14 protein-coding genes are annotated in these 14,971 nt (G+C 63.8%); 6 read left to right on the forward strand and 8 right to left on the reverse strand.

Translation table 11 applies throughout. The features are described 5' to 3' along the window. Positions 1-126 precede the first annotated feature (126 nt). Positions 127-543 carry an SRPBCC family protein gene (locus BLU39_RS26235; protein WP_092718904.1) on the forward strand — a complete coding sequence of 139 codons (417 nt, stop codon included), beginning with the start codon at positions 127-129 and terminating at the stop codon, positions 541-543. Between the two features lie 291 nt (positions 544-834). Here the strand turns inward: BLU39_RS26235 and BLU39_RS26240 are convergent, their stop codons facing one another. Further along, positions 835-2,451, reverse strand: coding sequence for a M28 family peptidase (locus BLU39_RS26240; protein WP_092718906.1), 1,617 nt, complete (start codon positions 2,449-2,451; stop codon positions 835-837). Between the two features lie 134 nt (positions 2,452-2,585). Here BLU39_RS26240 and BLU39_RS26245 point away from each other — a divergent pair, with 134 nt between their 5' ends. Further along, positions 2,586-3,467 carry an alpha/beta fold hydrolase gene (locus tag BLU39_RS26245; protein ID WP_092718908.1) on the forward strand — a complete coding sequence of 294 codons (882 nt, stop codon included), beginning with the start codon at positions 2,586-2,588 and terminating at the stop codon, positions 3,465-3,467. A gap of 200 nt (positions 3,468-3,667) precedes the next feature. Beyond that, positions 3,668-5,830, forward strand: coding sequence for a DEAD/DEAH box helicase (locus BLU39_RS26250; protein ID WP_092719030.1), 2,163 nt, complete (start codon positions 3,668-3,670; stop codon positions 5,828-5,830). Between the two features lie 86 nt (positions 5,831-5,916). Here the strand turns inward: BLU39_RS26250 and BLU39_RS28750 are convergent, their stop codons facing one another. After that, on the reverse strand, positions 5,917-6,078 hold the full coding sequence (locus BLU39_RS28750; RefSeq protein WP_157808876.1) for a hypothetical protein: 162 nt from the start codon (positions 6,076-6,078) through the stop codon (positions 5,917-5,919). A 189-nt stretch (positions 6,079-6,267) separates the two neighbouring features. Between BLU39_RS28750 and BLU39_RS26255 the strand changes: the two genes are divergently transcribed. Further along, positions 6,268-7,923, forward strand: coding sequence for a methyl-accepting chemotaxis protein (locus BLU39_RS26255; RefSeq protein WP_092718911.1), 1,656 nt, complete (start codon positions 6,268-6,270; stop codon positions 7,921-7,923). A gap of 92 nt (positions 7,924-8,015) precedes the next feature. Here the strand turns inward: BLU39_RS26255 and bamE are convergent, their stop codons facing one another. Genes bamE through BLU39_RS26280 form a run of 5 tightly spaced genes read right to left on the reverse strand, consistent with a single transcriptional unit; the run spans position 8,016 to position 11,446 of the window. Beyond that, the gene (gene bamE / locus BLU39_RS26260; protein ID WP_092718913.1) at positions 8,016-8,324 is read right to left on the reverse strand and encodes an outer membrane protein assembly factor BamE domain-containing protein; all 309 of its coding nucleotides are present in this window, start codon (positions 8,322-8,324) and stop codon (positions 8,016-8,018) included. Next, positions 8,321-9,106, reverse strand: coding sequence for a hypothetical protein (locus BLU39_RS26265; protein ID WP_092718916.1), 786 nt, complete (start codon positions 9,104-9,106; stop codon positions 8,321-8,323). Before BLU39_RS26265 ends, bamE begins: the two co-directional genes overlap by 4 nt. 47 nt (positions 9,107-9,153) lie before the next feature. Further along, a complete protein-coding gene (locus tag BLU39_RS26270; protein WP_092718918.1) occupies positions 9,154-9,513 on the reverse strand; it encodes a nucleotide pyrophosphohydrolase in 360 nt (119 codons plus the stop codon). Further along, positions 9,510-9,971, reverse strand: coding sequence for a GNAT family N-acetyltransferase (locus BLU39_RS26275; protein WP_092718921.1), 462 nt, complete (start codon positions 9,969-9,971; stop codon positions 9,510-9,512). Before BLU39_RS26275 ends, BLU39_RS26270 begins: the two co-directional genes overlap by 4 nt. A gap of 35 nt (positions 9,972-10,006) precedes the next feature. Then, positions 10,007-11,446: a cytochrome P450 gene (locus BLU39_RS26280; protein WP_254789070.1), complete on the reverse strand. Its 1,440-nt coding sequence runs from the start codon at positions 11,444-11,446 to the stop codon at positions 10,007-10,009. 135 nt (positions 11,447-11,581) lie between these two features. Between BLU39_RS26280 and BLU39_RS26285 the strand changes: the two genes are divergently transcribed. Beyond that, positions 11,582-12,439, forward strand: a complete 858-nt coding sequence (locus BLU39_RS26285) for a helix-turn-helix domain-containing protein (RefSeq protein WP_254789071.1) — start codon at positions 11,582-11,584, stop codon at positions 12,437-12,439. Between the two features lie 134 nt (positions 12,440-12,573). Here the strand turns inward: BLU39_RS26285 and ilvB are convergent, their stop codons facing one another. Next, on the reverse strand, positions 12,574-14,325 hold the full coding sequence (gene ilvB / locus BLU39_RS26290; RefSeq protein ID WP_092718928.1) for a biosynthetic-type acetolactate synthase large subunit: 1,752 nt from the start codon (positions 14,323-14,325) through the stop codon (positions 12,574-12,576). Between the two features lie 99 nt (positions 14,326-14,424). Here ilvB and BLU39_RS26295 point away from each other — a divergent pair, with 99 nt between their 5' ends. Then, entirely contained in the window at positions 14,425-14,886 is a 462-nt protein-coding gene (locus BLU39_RS26295) for an Lrp/AsnC family transcriptional regulator (RefSeq protein WP_034784295.1), read from the forward strand. Positions 14,887-14,971: the final 85 nt, after the last annotated feature.

Below are 14,971 nucleotides of genomic sequence, written 5' to 3' on the forward strand. Positions count from 1 at the left end.
CCATTGCCGAATCCAATACGCGCCCAGCAGCAATGCCGCATGGGCGCTAAAATAGCGGCTGTGCCGGGCAACTCCGGCCGGCCGGGCGCCGCGCCCGGCAAACCTGGATGAGGAACCGAATTAAAGATGGCCCAAGTAATTGTTTCTGTAACGTTGGCGGCAAGCGCCGAAAGAGTGTGGGATTTTATCGGCGGCTTCCAGTCGCTGGCTGAATGGTCGAGCTCGATCAAGACCAGCTTGTCCGAGCACGGCGGCCGCGTGCGCCGCCTGAAAACCACGGACGGCGCCGTCATCGCCGAACGCCTGCAAAGCTACAGCGAAGCGGACAAGAGCTACAGCTACACCATCGTCTCGGGCCCGATCCCCGTCAAGAACTACCGTTCCACCCTGCGCGTGACGGGCGAGCCGGGCGCGAACGAGTGCGTGGCGCAATGGTCGAGCGAGTTCGACGCGGCCGAAGGCGTGGAAGAGGTCATGGTGGGCGCGTTTCAGCATCTGTATGAGACGGCGTTTGTCGACCTGAAACGTATCATGGCCATCTGAAGCCGCGTATCCGGCATTCCCACCGGCGCTAACAATGTTGTCGGATTACGCAGCTGCGCCGCTAATCCGACCTACGGGACTCAAGCACATGTCCACGTTGGCAAATGCCTGTCATCCGCCACTTCATCGCCGCGTAGGTCGGATTAGCGAGGCCTCGCCTCGCGTAATCCGACAACATTGTTGACAAGGCTGCGTTGTCGGATTACGCGGCTGTGCCGCTAATCCGACCTACGGGATTGTGGCCGGCACGCTTGTAAAAACACCGGCCAAGGCCGGTGTTTTTCATGCAGCCTAGCGTTTTACTTTTCCAAACGCCTCGCCCTTGTTCCATGTCGGCAACTGCTTGTCATTCGCTATTTCATAGCCGAGGTTCAGGGTGAACTGTGCCTGCTGCACCATGCCCGACAGATCCCACGACGGCTTGTACTCATCGGTGACCTGGTGGTAATCCTTCTTGAAGGCAACCAAGCGCTCGCCCGACGCTTTCGGCTCCTTGACGAAGTCGAACGAGCCGTCGCCGGAAAACACGGCCGAACCGACGTTGAAGGCGGGCACGCCAGCCTTGGCAAACGCAAAATGGTCGGCCCGGTAAAACGCGCCGGACAGGTCGGGGATCGTCGGCGCCAGGCGCAAGCCCATGCGCTTGGCGACCTTGGCGGCGCTCGCGTACAGGCTGCTGCGCTCGGCGCCGGCCACGCCGATGTCGTGCGTCTTGCCGACGAAATTCATGCTGTCGAGGTTCAGGTCGGCGGCCGTCTTCGCCAGTGGCCACAGCGGCGCGCGCGTGTAGGCGGTGCTGCCCAGCATGCCCGTTTCCTCGCCGGCCGGCCACAGGAAGATCTGCGTGCGGCGCGCCGGCTGTTTCACGGCCACTTGCGCCATGGCCAGCAAGGCCGCCGCGCCCGAGGCGTTGTCGATGGCGCCGTTGTAGATGTGGTCGCTCTGGCCGCTGCGTTGGCTGCCTTCGTCATCCTTGCCCAGATGATCCCAGTGCGCCGAGTAGATGACGGCTTCGTCCTTGAGCTTCGGGTCCGTGCCCTGCACGATGCCGGCCACGTTGAATTGTTCGATGCTGCGCACTTGGCTGTCGAGCGCCACCTTGACCGTCGCGTTCAAGGCGACGGGGCGGAATGCGCGCGTTTCCGCCTGTGCGCGCAAGGCGTCCAGGTCTTGCCCGCCCGCCTGGAACAGCGCGCGCGCCATGTCTTCCTGCAGCCAGCCTTCCATCGCATTGCCCGCGCCCGCCAGGTTGAAGCGCTCATGGCCGAAACCGTTGGCCGGCACCGACCACGGATACGAAGCCGATGCCGTCGTGTGTATCAGCAGCACGCCAGCCGCGCCCTGGCGCAGCGCTTCTTCGTACTTGTAGACCCAGCGGCCGTAATACGTGAGCGACTTGCCGGCGAAGCGCTGCGGTTCGGCGCTGGTCGGCTGCGGGTCGTTGACCATCATGATGACGAGCTTGCCCTTCAGGTCGACGCCCTTGAAATCGTCCCAGTTTTCTTCCGGGGCGCGAATGCCGTAGCCGGCGAACACGACGGGCGCGTCGAACGCCACTGTCTGCTGGCCATTCGCCGCGCCAAAGACGATGTCCTTGCCGAAGGCGGGAGACAAGGTCTTGCCGCCCGCGCTGAAGGTGACTTTGCTTGATGGCAAGGCCTTGCTGCCGACGATGGTCAGCGCCTGGCGGTAGCTGCCATCCTTCAACGGTTGCAGGCCGGCCACGGCCGCCTGCGTTTCCAGGTAGCGCACGGCCAGGTCGCCGCCGCGCTGGCCCGTGCCGCGTCCTTCGAGCAAATCATCGGCCAGGAAGGACAGGTGGGCGCGCAGGGGCGCTTCGGCCACGAGCGGTTGGGCGAGGGCGGCCGTGCTGAACAGGCTGGCGGCGAGGACGAAGGGAAAGCGCATGACAACTCCAAAAGTGAATACGGGAAAGCAAAGCAGCGGCAATCTTACTCTACCGCAATGCTCCAGCGTAGCGCGCGGCGTGCGTGCGCCATTGCGGCCACAATGGCTGCTCGTTCACCTACAAGGAGCGTTCCATGACCAGCCCTAACTTGCAATCGAGCAATACCCTGCTTACGGCCGACGGCACATTGATCTACTACAAGGACTGGGGCAGCGGCCCGCCCGTCGTCTTCAGCCACGGCTGGCCCTTGTCGTCCGACGCGTGGGAAGACCAGATGTTTTATCTGGCCTCGCGCGGCTACCGCGTCATCGCGCACGACCGGCGCGGCCATGGCCGCTCGAGCCAGCCGTTCGACGGCAACGACATGGATACCTATGCCGACGACCTGGCCGCCCTGATCGACGCGCTGGACTTGACGGGCGCCACCCTCGTCGGCCACTCGACGGGCGGCGGCGAAGTGGCGCGCTATATCGGCCGCCACGGTACCGGGCGCCTGGCCGGCGCCGTGCTCGTGGGCGCCGTGCCGCCGCTGATGCTGCAAACCACGGAAAACCCGCTGGGCTTGCCGCTATCTACGTTTGACGCCATCCGTGCCGGCGTGCAGGCCGACCGCAGCCAGTTTTTCCAGGACTTGAGCGTGGCCTTCTATGGCTACAACCGGCCCGGTGCGCAGCCGTCGCAGGGCGTGCGCGACGGTTTCTGGCGGCAAGGCATGCAGGCGGGCATGCCGGCTTCCTACCTGTGCATCAAGCAATTTTCCGAGACGGACTTTACGGCCGACCTGGCCAAATTCGACGTGCCGACCCTGGTGATCCATGGCGACGACGACCAGATCGTGCCGATTGCCGCCTCGGCGCGGCGCACGGCCGAGCTGATCATCGGCAGCAAGCTGCTCGTGTATGCGGGCGCGCCGCACGGCCTGGCGACGACGCACAAGGACAGGCTGAACGAGGACTTGCTCGAATTTTTGCGCCACTCAGTCGATGCGGCAAGCAATATCGAGGCGCATCTGTAAAGTAATCGAATCTATTGCAAAACATATAATATTGCTTGGTTTTTGCACCAATTGCGTGCGGATCGCCGATTTTTCTGCGTTTTAGACTGCAAAAAATGGCGTTCTGCCGCCCCGTTCCACCCGGTAAGGTCCAGTAAAGAGTAAACTAGCGGATACACTCTTTCGCATTGGGCGATTCGAGCGAACTTGTGAGTGATTTCATGTCTGATACACCAATTTCCTTATTTTCCGACCTTAACCTGAGCGAGCCGCTGATTCGCGCGCTCAAGGATGTCGGTTACGAAACACCGTCGCCTATCCAGGCGGCCACGATTCCATTATTGCTCGCGAACCGCGACGTGCTGGGCCAGGCGCAAACAGGTACGGGTAAGACCGCCGCCTTCGCCTTGCCTATCCTGTCGCGCATCGATCTGAAACAAAGCTCACCCCAAGCCCTGGTCCTGGCACCGACGCGCGAACTGGCCATCCAGGTCGCCGAAGCGTTCCAGGTGTACGCCGCCCACATCCCTGGCTTCCACGTGCTGCCGATCTACGGCGGCCAAAGCTACGGCCCGCAGCTGTCGGCCCTGCGCCGCGGCGTGCACGTCATCGTCGGCACCCCAGGCCGCGTCATCGATCACCTGGACAAGGGTTCGCTCGACCTGTCCAAGCTGAAAACCCTGGTGCTCGACGAAGCCGATGAAATGCTGCGCATGGGCTTTATCGACGACGTCGAACGTATCTTGAAAGAAACCCCGGAAGGCCATCAAACGGCGTTGTTCTCGGCCACCATGCCTTCCGTCATCAAGCGCATCGCCACGACCTACCTGGTGAACCCGGCCGAAGTGACGGTGGCCGCCAAGACGGGCACGGCCGACAACATCCGCCAGCGCTACTGGCTCGTGTCGGGCATGCACAAGCTCGACGCGCTGACCCGCATCCTGGAAGCGGAAGCGTTTGACGGCATGATCATCTTCGCCCGCACCAAGCTGGGCACGGAAGAGCTGGCCGGCAAGCTGCAAGCCCGCGGTTTCTCGGCTGCCGCCATCAATGGCGACATCCAGCAAGCCCAGCGCGAGCGCACGATCCAGCAGTTGAAAGACGGCAAGATCGACATCCTCGTGGCAACCGACGTGGCCGCCCGCGGCCTGGACGTCGAGCGCATCAGCCACGTCGTCAACTACGACGTGCCGCACGATCCGGAAAGCTATACCCACCGCATCGGCCGCACGGGCCGCGCCGGCCGCAGCGGCGAAGCGATTCTGTTCATCACCCCGCGTGAAAAGAACTTGTTGAAAGCCATCGAACGCTCGACCCGCCAACCGATCGGCATGCTGGAACTGCCAACGATCCAGGCCGTCAACGACGTGCGTATCGCCAAGTTCAAGGAACAGATCAGCGAAACCCTGGCCCTGGGCGAACTGGAGCAGTTCCAGTCGCTGATCGAAGATTTCGAACGCGAGCAAAACATTCCCGCCATCGAAATCGCCGCCGCCCTGGCGAAGATGGCGCGTGGCAATGTACCTCTGCTGCTGGACAAGAACAAGGCGCGCGAACAAGCCACGTGGCAAGACGACCGTCCTGCGCGCCAGGACCGTTTTGACCGCCCTGAGCGCAATGACCGCTTCGAGCGCAATGACCGTTTCGATCGCAACGAGCGCAGCGAACGCCCGGCCTTCCCGAAAAAGGAACGTATCCAGCGTCCTGCCGACGCCGGCATGCAGACCTTCCGCATTGAAGTCGGTCATCAGCATGGCGTGAAACCAGGCAATATCGTGGGCGCCATCGCCAACGAAGCGGGCATCGATTCGAAAAACATCGGCCGCATTGAAATCTATGACGACTACAGCGTCCTGGACTTGCCGGACAGCATGCCGAAAGAATTGCTCGATCAGCTGAAAACCGTGTGGGTCGCGGGCCAGCAGCTGCGTATCAGCCGCGACGGCGACGCGCCGGACCTGGCGCCGCCAGCCGCGCCGCGCAAGCCGTTCGCCGCCAAGTCCGCGCCAGCGTTCAAGGATGCGCCAGCGGACGCGGGCGACGCAGCCCCCGCGCCGCGCGCGCCGAAGAAGGAACGCCCACGTCCAGGCGTGACGGCTTACCGTATCGAAGTGGGCCGCGAGCACGCCGTGACGCCAAGCAACATCGTCGGCGCCATCGCCAACGAAGCGAACCTGGAAGCCAAGCATATCGGCCGTATCGATATCTTCGACAACTTCAGCGTGCTGGACCTGCCGGAAGGCATGCCGCCGGAAATCCTCGACCACCTGAAATCGGTCGTGGTCTCGGGCCAGAAGCTGCGCATCAGCCTCGATGACGGCACGACGGAGCGCAAGCCGGCACCGCCGCGTCCGAAGTCTCCTCCCCGTAAGACTTACAAGTAAGCCATCCCCACGGGCGCTCCGGCGCCTGTGTCGCGGATTGGAGACATATCTTCCACTGGCGCGTTCGCGCCAGTTTTTATTTTCCCTCAAGAAATGAATATTGTTGCCGCGTTATGGTTGGCGGCAGGCGTCGCCATGCTCCGGCCATTGCGCCAGTTTCCTTGCGCCTTTTTATCGGCGCATGCGCCGTATTTATTAGCTGTCGCGCCAACAAATAATTTTTTATTAATTATTGTATCTGTGTTCAATTTGAATTTTGCATTTCAATAAAATCAATCAAGTTGAATCAAAGTAAATTATAAAACATAAATGAATTAACTTTTATAAAATTGTTTGACCAGTGTCACTGTCACCTGGGCGATATGTCATGGGTGCTTGATGTGGTATATTGTTTTTATGTTTTTGTTATGCTAGTTGAAAAAAATAGAGGAGCGACGATGCGGGTCAATACGCCAATCACGCAGAATGAATACGTATTAAATGAAGGCATGACGATTGTTTCCACGACGGATTTACAGGGAAACATCAATTACGCCAATCAGTATTTCATTGAAGTCAGCGGCTTTTCGGAAATGGAACTGCTGGGTGCGCCACAGAATATCCTGCGTCATCCCGATATGCCGGCCGAAGCGTTTGCCGACCTGTGGGACACCATCAAGACGGGCATGCCATGGACCGGCATGGTCAAGAACCGCTGCAAGAATGGCGATTTCTATTGGGTCTTCGCCAATATCACGCCCGTCATCGAAAACGGCCGCCCGATCGGCTATATGTCCGTGCGCACCAAGCCCACGCGCGAGCAGATCAACGAAGCGGCAGCCCTGTATAAAAGTTTCAAGGACGGCAATTCCGCCAGACTGGCGATCCGCAATGGCCGCATCGTGCGCCAGGGCTGGGCCGCCAAGCTGGCCGAGTGGCGCAAGCTGAGCCTGTCGCAAGACCTGGCCCTGCATTGCATCGTCTTTGGCGTGGTGCTGGCCATCCTCGGCTGCGCCGTGTGGAATATTGATGGCGACACGAGCACGGCCACGCGCAGTTGGCTCAGCGGCGCTGCCGCCGCGGCCGTGGCGCTGATGCTGTATTTCTGGGCCCACCTGCACAATTCCCTCGTCGCGCCGCTGGGCGAGGCCATCACGGTGGCGCGCAAGATGGCCGGTGGCGACTTGACGGGCGTCATCGACAAGGTGCGCGACGACGACATGGGCCAATTGATGGCGGCCTTGCGCCAGACGAATATCAATTTGCACAGCATCATCGGCGACGTGCGCGCCAACTTCGAGGATATCCGCATCACCACGGCCGAGATCGCCACGGGCAATATGGACTTGTCCAGCCGCACGGAATCGCAGGCGTCCAGCCTCGAACAGACGGCGGCCAGCATGGAAGAACTGACGTCGACGGTGCAAAACAGCGCCGACCATGTGGACACGGCCAACAAGCTGGCGGCGCAGGCGTCGACCGTCGCGGCCAAGGGCGGCACCATCGTCAGCGAAGTGGTCACCACGATGGATGAGATCAGCACCTCGTCGCGCAAGATTCTCGATATCATCGGCCTCATCGATGGCATCGCCTTCCAGACGAATATCCTCGCCTTGAACGCGGCCGTGGAAGCGGCGCGCGCGGGCGAGCACGGCCGCGGTTTCGCCGTCGTGGCCGGCGAAGTGCGCAGCCTGGCACAGCGCTCGGCAACAGCGGCAAAAGAAGTGAAAAACCTGATCGACCATTCGATCGCCACCGTGAATGCGGGCAGCGTGCTGACCAGCAATGCGGGCGCCACCATGACGGAAGTGATCGCCTCGGTAGCCCGCGTGACGGAAGTGATGGACGAGATTTCCTCGACCACGCGCGAACAGAACCAGGGCATCGGGCAAGTCAACCAGGCCGTCATCCACATGGATGGCATCACGCAGCAGAATGCGGCGCTGGTGGAGCAGGCTGCGGCGGCCGCCACCAGCCTGGCGCAGCGCACCGACAGCGTGGCCCAGTCGATCGGCATCTTCAAACTGAAGGCCTCGCCCAAGCGCAAAACGGCTGGCGTGGGACGCAGCGTGGGGGCGGGCGTGGCGGCAAGGGCCTTGCTGAAGGCACGCTAATTACCCCAACGGCGAAAGGCCGGGGTCCGTCACTGCGTGACCGGAATGCTTCCCATTGGGAGCATTCCCCCCAGTTTGCTTTTGGGGTACTTTTACTGCTTCACCCGATACACTTCCCCGCTGCGCACCTTCTTCACCACCCCATCCCCGCCAAACAACATCACGTATTCCCCCTGCGCGCCCGAGGCGGCCGGGTAGGTGTACATCCACACTTCATTGCCACTGTCGAAGCGGATGGACGTACTCTCTCCCAGCGCCGCGCGCACCTGTTCACGCGTGCTGCTGCCGACCTGCACCGTGTGTTCCAGGGTTGCGTAAGGCACGTCTTTGCTTGCCTGCAAGGCGCGCGTGCCGGAGCAGGCGGCCAGCAGCGCCAGCGCGAAGACAGCGAGCCACTTCATGGCGCCACCTCGTCCATATAGTTAAATTCCAGCAGGGTGTCGTCGGGCCAGCTGCTATCCCACAGGGGCGCGTAATACGTGCGGTCGAGCAAGACCTGGCAATCGCAATAGGGCAGCGAGGCGGGCGTCTGCTCGCCGCCCGCGTACAGCATCCTGAACGGCAACGCCAGGCGGCGCTCGCCATGCACGAGGGTCACGCCGAACAGGGGACGCTCCGTGAAAAACAGATAATTGCCGTCCGGCTCGGAGCATACTTTATCCGTGCTGTAGAGCATGCTGGACAGCCAGGCGATGATTTGCGGGTCGTTCGAGATCAGGCCCGAATCCATGCCGGCGCGGCATTCCAGGCGCAAGTCGCCCAGGCGCCGCGTGCCGGGCGGCAAGCCGGGCGTGATCACCTGCGCGCGCCAGCTCATGGTCGTCGCCTTGCGGTTGGCGATCAGCACGGCGTCTTCGCGCGCCGCTTGCGCGTTGCGCACGGGAGCAAAGCTGTTGTCCTCTGCCAAGGGTAACGGGATGCTGACCGTGTCGCCGGCGATGCGCAGCTGCACGCCCCTCATGTCCACGCCAGGCTGGCGCGGCAGCAGACGAAAGCGCAGGCTCGCTTGCGGCGCCAGCGCACGGTCGCGCTCGAAGCGGTCCACGCCCTGCAGCATCTTGCGGTACGATTTATCGACGGGGTCGCGCGTGGCGTCCACCTTGACTTGCGGCACGGGCGCGGTTTGCGCGAGCGCAAAAGTTCCGGGAAGCAGCAATGCAAGCAGGAGGAAAAGGGTAGCCATGCGGCCATGCTACGCCGATTCCGCGTTGCGCCACGCACGCGTGGTTGTCAGTATTGCGTGGATTTGCGCGCGTCGCCACGCACCTGCTGCGCCGGGTATTTCTGCGCGTTCAGTTCCATCTTTTCCAGCACGGCCGCGTGCAGGTCGACGCCGCTCTTGTCGGCCAGGCGCACCAGATACATCAGCACGTCGGCCAGCTCGTGGCGGATACCCGCGCGCTTCGCTTCGTCCAGTTCGGCGTCCGCGCCCGTGGGCAGCCACTGGTAGTGTTCCACCAGTTCCGCCACTTCGACGGACAGGGCCATGGCCAGGTTTTTCGGCGTGTGAAACTGGTCCCAGTCGCGCTCGGCGGCAAAGGCGCGCAGGCGCGCGCGGATGTCGAGCAGGCTGTCGGCTGGCGCGTTCATGCTGCCACCTGCAGCGGTTTTTCCATGAAGACACTGAACGGATCGTCCGGATAGTCGCCGTAGGGTCCGCGCCGCTGATAACCGTGGCGCGCGTACAGGGCGATGGCCTCGGGCTGGTGGATGCCTGTTTCTAACGTCAGCAAGCGGCAGCCGCGCGCCAGCGCCTGTTCTTCCAGCAGGGCCAGCAGGCGCTTGGCCAGGCCCAGGCCGCGGCTGTCCGGGTGCACGTACATGCGCTTGACCTCGCCGAAATCGGGCGTGACGACGATGGCGCCGCAAGCGCGCGCCGCGCCGGCCGCATCGCGGGCGACGGCGAACAGCAGGGTATCGGACGGCACGGAGGCCAGGTCCAGCGCATACGCGCATTCGGCCGGATACAGCGTCTGTTGATAGGCATCAAGCTCGGCGATCAGGGTTTGCACGTCGGCTTGCTGTGGCGATTCCAGGCGGATGGTCATGGGGAAATCAAGTGGATGAGATATTCCCCATGGTATCACTGCGGCCGCGCCAGGCGCATCGTCAGGCCGATGGGCGACATCACAAAGCCCATCAGTTCCTGCGCCTCGCCGCCATCGGGCGTGTCCACGCCGGCGATGTCGAAGCTGCCCAGCAGCGTGGCCATGGCGATCTTGATTTCCAGCAAGGCCAGGTAGCGGCCCGGGCATGTGCGCAGGCCGGCGCCGAAGGGCATCGAGGCGCGCTTGTTGTTCGCTTCGCCGCCTGCCAGCCAGCGCTCGGGCTGGAAGGCCTGCGCGTCGGGAAAGTGCGCATCGGACACCGTATCGTTGCGCATCACGCACCACACGAGGGTGCCGGCCGGCACGGCGATGTCGGCGACGACCGTATCGCGCAGCGCTTCGACGGGCAGGAAGGGCGCCACCGGTTTCAAGCGCATGGCTTCGCTGGCGCAGGCGCCCAGGTAGTCGAGGCTATCCATCTGTTCGATGGTGAAACCGGCCACGTCAGGCGCCAGGCGCCGCACTTCCTCGCGCGCCCGCGCCAGGGTGTGCGGATTGCATTGCAACAGATAGATCATCCAGGATACCGTGTTGGCCGTCGTGTCTTCGCCCGCCAGCAGCATGGTCAGCACGTTGCCGGCCACGTTGCGGTCCGTCACGCCGCTGCCTTCCAGGTCGGCGGCGGCGATCATCGCTTCGAGCAGGTTGGGCGGACGCTCGCGGCGCGCCGGGTCGCGCGCCATGCGCGTGCGCGCCTGCTGTACCAGGTCGGCCACGGCGGCGGACAGGGCCGCCACGTTGCGGTCCAGGCGCCGGTCGACGGGCAGCTTGACGTAGCGCCAGTACGGAAACATCGACAGGCTGCGCCGCGCCACGGCGGGCAGGATGTCGTCCATGTGGCGCTGGATCACGTCTTCGCCCGATTCGAGCGTGTTGACTTCCGTGCCGAAGGCCAGGCCGGCGATGATGTCGACCGTGTAGCGTTTCAGGTCACCGTCTAGGTCGATGGCCTGGCCTTGCGTGGCGGCCAGATGCCAGCGCCGTTGCAGGCGCTGCGCCACCGTCACCAGCGCCGGAAAATACGCCTTGATGGCGCCGGGCGCCATGCCGGCCATGACCATGCGGCGCTGGTTGCGCCATTCCGTGCCCTCGGCCAGGAACAGGCCGGGGATGCCGCCCATTTCCTCGGAGACGAGGAAACTGCTCAGGGGCCGGCGAAAACCGTCGGGCCGGTCGCGCAGCACGGCACCGACGGCCTCGCTGTCGGCCACCACCAGCACCAGGGTGCGGCCGAACCAGGCGCGCATGTAGGGGCCGTAGCGCCGCACCCACTGTTCCACGTCGCGGTGGATGCGCGCGAGCTTGATTTGCAGGCTGTTGCCGACGATGGGCAGGGCGAATGGCCCCGGCAAGCGGCGGATCTGGCGCAGCGGCGCGGTGGTGGCGGGCGCGGCGGCATGGTCGAGTGGCGGCATGAACATCTCCTGTCGATACGGTGAAAGTACGCGGATTGCTTGCAATAATGGCCACACTCTACTCGATCGCGGCCCGCTTGTATTGAATGAATACGACATCGTGCGCGGCCAGAAATTGTCGGTACAATCGTCGCCATGCCTGCCGCTCCTACGCCCTTGAGCCTCCTGATCGCGCCGCGCACCGCGCTGGCGTCCTGCGTGCGCGCCTTCCTCGTGCGCGACACCACGGGCTGCGCACCGTTGCCGCCGGCCCAGCGCCTGAACCGCTTTCCCGCCGCGCCCATGTGCAGCATCATCTGGACCGTCGCCGGCGACGTGGAAGCGGCCGCGCCGGGACTGTCGCTGCCGGACGTGCGCATGCCGCCCGCGCTGTTCGGCGGTCCCCGTTCGTATCCGCTGGTCAGCTACAATCCCGGCCCCGTACATTCGTTCATCGTGATGTTTTATCCGGCCGCCCTGCATGCGTTGACGGGCGTATCGATGGATGCCTTGCTGGACCAGTTTCGCCCGCTCGATGCGCTGTTCGACGCCGACTGGCTGGCCTTGTCGGACGCCGTGCTGGCCGCGCCCGATGACGCGGCGCGCATCGCGCTGGTGGAAGATTTTCTCGCGCCGCGCTGGCAGCGGGCGCGCACGAACGGCGACCATCCTGCCGGCGCCATCCAGGACTGGGTACGCCGCCTGGGCGTGCAGGCGGCATCGACGGGCCTGGCCAGCGGCGCGCGCAATATCGAGCGCCGCATCAAGGCCTGGGCCGGCCAGCCCATGCGCACCTTGCGCCGCATGCGCCGCGCGGAACAGTCGTTTCTCGACGCGCGAGAATCCATGCTGCAAGGCAACGCTGCATGGAGCGATATCGCCGCCGAGGGCGGCTACGCCGACCAGGCCCACCTGTGCCGCGAAGTGCGCGCCATCACGGGCCTGAGTCCCACGGAACTCGCGCGCGCCAGCCGAGAGGATGAAAGTTATTGGATCTATAGAATATGGGCGTAATCCGGCCGGTGGTGATGTCGGATTACGCGGCGTACCGCCGCTAATCCGACCTACCCGTGGTGGCGAGTGGTGATGTCTGCCGAATATGGGCGTAATCCGACAACATGGTTGGCGTGGCCGGCGGTGATGTCGGATTACCGCTCGCTGTACACCTTGCCCTTTGACAGGGTCACTTCATGGTGCCCCGCGCCGGGCGCCATCATGGGGAAGCAGTTTTCCTCGCCGTGCACGCGCACGTCGAGGAAGTAGGGGCCGCTTGATGCCAGGCAGGCCGCCAGCGCCGCGTCGAGCTCGTCGCGCTGGCTCACCGTGTGCGCCTGCCAGCCGAAGGCGCGGGCCAGGGCGACGAAGTCGGGCAGCGCTTCCGTGTAGCTGTGGCTGTAGCGCCCGCCATGGATGAGTTCCTGCCACTGGCGCACCATGCCCATGTAGCCATTGTTCGACAGCACGACCTTGACGGGCAGGCGGTGCTGCACGGCCGTGGCCAGTTCCTGGATATTCATCAAAATCGAGGCGTCGCCGCTGACGCACACGACGCATTTTTGCGGATGGGCGATCTGCGCGCCGATGGCGGCCGGCAATCCATAGCCCATGGTGCCGGCGCCGCCCGAGGTGAGCCAGCGGCGCGGCTGCTCGAAGCGCAAGTGCTGCGCCGCCCACATCTGGTGCTGGCCCACGTCGGTGGACACGATGGCGTCCTGTCCAGCCAGGGCCGCCTGCAGGCGCCGCATCAGCGCCTGCGGTGCTATCACGTCAAGCGTGTCGTCGAACGCCAGCGAGTCCTGCGCGCGCCAGCCATCGATGCGCTGCCACCACGGCTGGCGGTCCGCCAGCAATCGTCCGCGCAGCTGCGCCAGCAGGGCGGTGAGCACGGGCGCGCAATCGCCGCGCAGGGCCACGTCGGCGCGCACCACCTTGCCGATCGACGCCGGATCGATATCGACGTGGATGATTTTCGCGCCGGGGCAGAAGGCATCGAGCCTGCCAGTCACCCGGTCGTCGAAGCGGGCGCCGACGCAGACGATCAGGTCCGCATGGTGCATGGCCAGGTTCGCTTCCAGGGTGCCGTGCATGCCCAGCATGCCGAGGAAGGCAGGGTGCGAGGCGGGAAAGGCGCCCAGTCCCAGCAGGGTCAGGGTGCACGGCGCGGCGGCCAGCTTCACCAGCTGCTGGAAAGCGGCGCAGGCATCAAGGCCGGAATTGATGAGGCCTCCGCCGCCATAGAACACGGGCTGGCGCGCGTTGGCGATCAGGCTGGCGGCCCGTTCCAGCTCATTGCTGTCGGGCAGGGATGCAGCCACTGCGGCGGCGGACGGCAGCGGCGTGTGGTCCGCGACGGGAGCCAATTGCATATCCTTGGGAAAATCGATCAGCACGGGGCCGGGCCGGCCTTGCGTGGCTTGGATAAATGCTTCGTACACGACGGCGGCCGTTTCGTCGGCCGTGCGGATTTGCCGGTTCCACTTGGTGACGGGGCGCGAAATGCCCAGCGCGTCGCATTCCTGGAAGGCGTTCGTGCCGATGCTGGTGGTGGCCACCTGGCCGCTGATGCAGATGACGGGCACCGAATCGCACAGGGCGTCGAGCAAGCCCGTGGTGGTGTTGCTCATGCCGGGGCCGGAGGTGACGAAGACGACGCCAGGCCGGCCCGTGCTGCGCGCATATCCTTCGGCCGCGTGCACGGCCGCCTGTTCGTGGCGCACGAGCACGTGGCGCAAGCGCGGTTGCGCGTGCAGCGCATCGTACAGGGGCAGCACGGCGCCGCCGGGATAGCCGAAGACGGTATCGACGCCCAGGGCCAGCAGGGTGTCGATCAGGGTGCTGGCGCCGTTGCGCGGCGCAAGATCGTGGGCGGGGGCGAGGAGGGGAGCGGGATCGGGTTTCATGGCCTTATTTTCTGCCTGATGCGGCAGAAAAGGCTGCTGGTTTTCTCGTATAAAATGCTTTTATCAGCAAAATTTGCTGCAAATATGGAAGATTGCAAAATGAAGCTCGACAAATTCGACCTCGCCATCCTGACGGCCCTGCAGCAGGACGCCCGCATCAGCCTGCACGAGCTGAGCGCCAAGGTGGGCCTGACCTCGTCGCCATGCTGGGCGCGCATCAAGCGCATGGAAGACGATGGCGTCATCGAGGGCTATACGGTGAACGTCAACGCGGCCAAGGTGGGGCTTGCCGACACCGTCATCGTGCAAGTGACCCTGGACGACCATTCCGACCAGGCCCTGTTCGAATTCGGCCACGCGCTGGCCATGATCCCGGAAGTGCTGGAAGCATTCCTCGTGTCGGGCGACTACGATTACTATTTGCGCATCGCCGTCAGCGATACGCGCGACTATGAACGGTTGCTGCGCGAGCGTTTATACAAAATCCCCGGCATCCGCCACAGCAAATCGAGCTTCGTGCTGCGTCAATTGAAGCAGAGTTACTTGCCGCTGCAGCGCTAAGTTACCCTGCACGGCGGGAGTTTTTCCCTAGTTCATCGATGGTGGCTGCCCGATACTGGACAGACATAAAAACCATGATAAAAAC

The organism is Janthinobacterium sp. OK676, assembly GCF_900103595.1.
In the GTDB taxonomy this organism is placed as follows: Bacteria; Pseudomonadota; Gammaproteobacteria; order Burkholderiales; family Burkholderiaceae_D; genus Janthinobacterium.

Bases quoted from the DNA above. Each gene is read 5' to 3' on its own strand.
- BLU39_RS26275 (WP_092718921.1), bottom strand. From the start codon at position 9,971: ATGACCATCCGCCTGGAATCGCCACAGCAAGCCGACGTGCAAACCCTG.
- BLU39_RS26295 (WP_034784295.1), top strand. From the start codon at position 14,425: ATGAAGCTCGACAAATTCGACCTCGCCATCCTGACGGCCCTGCAGCAG.
- BLU39_RS26285 (WP_254789071.1), top strand. From the start codon at position 11,582: ATGCCTGCCGCTCCTACGCCCTTGAGCCTCCTGATCGCGCCGCGCACC.
- BLU39_RS26280 (WP_254789070.1), bottom strand. From the start codon at position 11,446: ATGCCGCCACTCGACCATGCCGCCGCGCCCGCCACCACCGCGCCGCTG.
- bamE (WP_092718913.1), bottom strand. From the start codon at position 8,324: ATGAAGTGGCTCGCTGTCTTCGCGCTGGCGCTGCTGGCCGCCTGCTCC.
- BLU39_RS26245 (WP_092718908.1), top strand. From the start codon at position 2,586: ATGACCAGCCCTAACTTGCAATCGAGCAATACCCTGCTTACGGCCGAC.
- BLU39_RS26265 (WP_092718916.1), bottom strand. From the start codon at position 9,106: ATGGCTACCCTTTTCCTCCTGCTTGCATTGCTGCTTCCCGGAACTTTT.
- BLU39_RS26250 (WP_092719030.1), top strand. From the start codon at position 3,668: ATGTCTGATACACCAATTTCCTTATTTTCCGACCTTAACCTGAGCGAG.
- ilvB (WP_092718928.1), bottom strand. From the start codon at position 14,325: ATGAAACCCGATCCCGCTCCCCTCCTCGCCCCCGCCCACGATCTTGCG.
- BLU39_RS26235 (WP_092718904.1), top strand. From the start codon at position 127: ATGGCCCAAGTAATTGTTTCTGTAACGTTGGCGGCAAGCGCCGAAAGA.
- BLU39_RS26240 (WP_092718906.1), bottom strand. From the start codon at position 2,451: ATGCGCTTTCCCTTCGTCCTCGCCGCCAGCCTGTTCAGCACGGCCGCC.
- BLU39_RS26270 (WP_092718918.1), bottom strand. From the start codon at position 9,513: ATGAACGCGCCAGCCGACAGCCTGCTCGACATCCGCGCGCGCCTGCGC.
- BLU39_RS26255 (WP_092718911.1), top strand. From the start codon at position 6,268: ATGCGGGTCAATACGCCAATCACGCAGAATGAATACGTATTAAATGAA.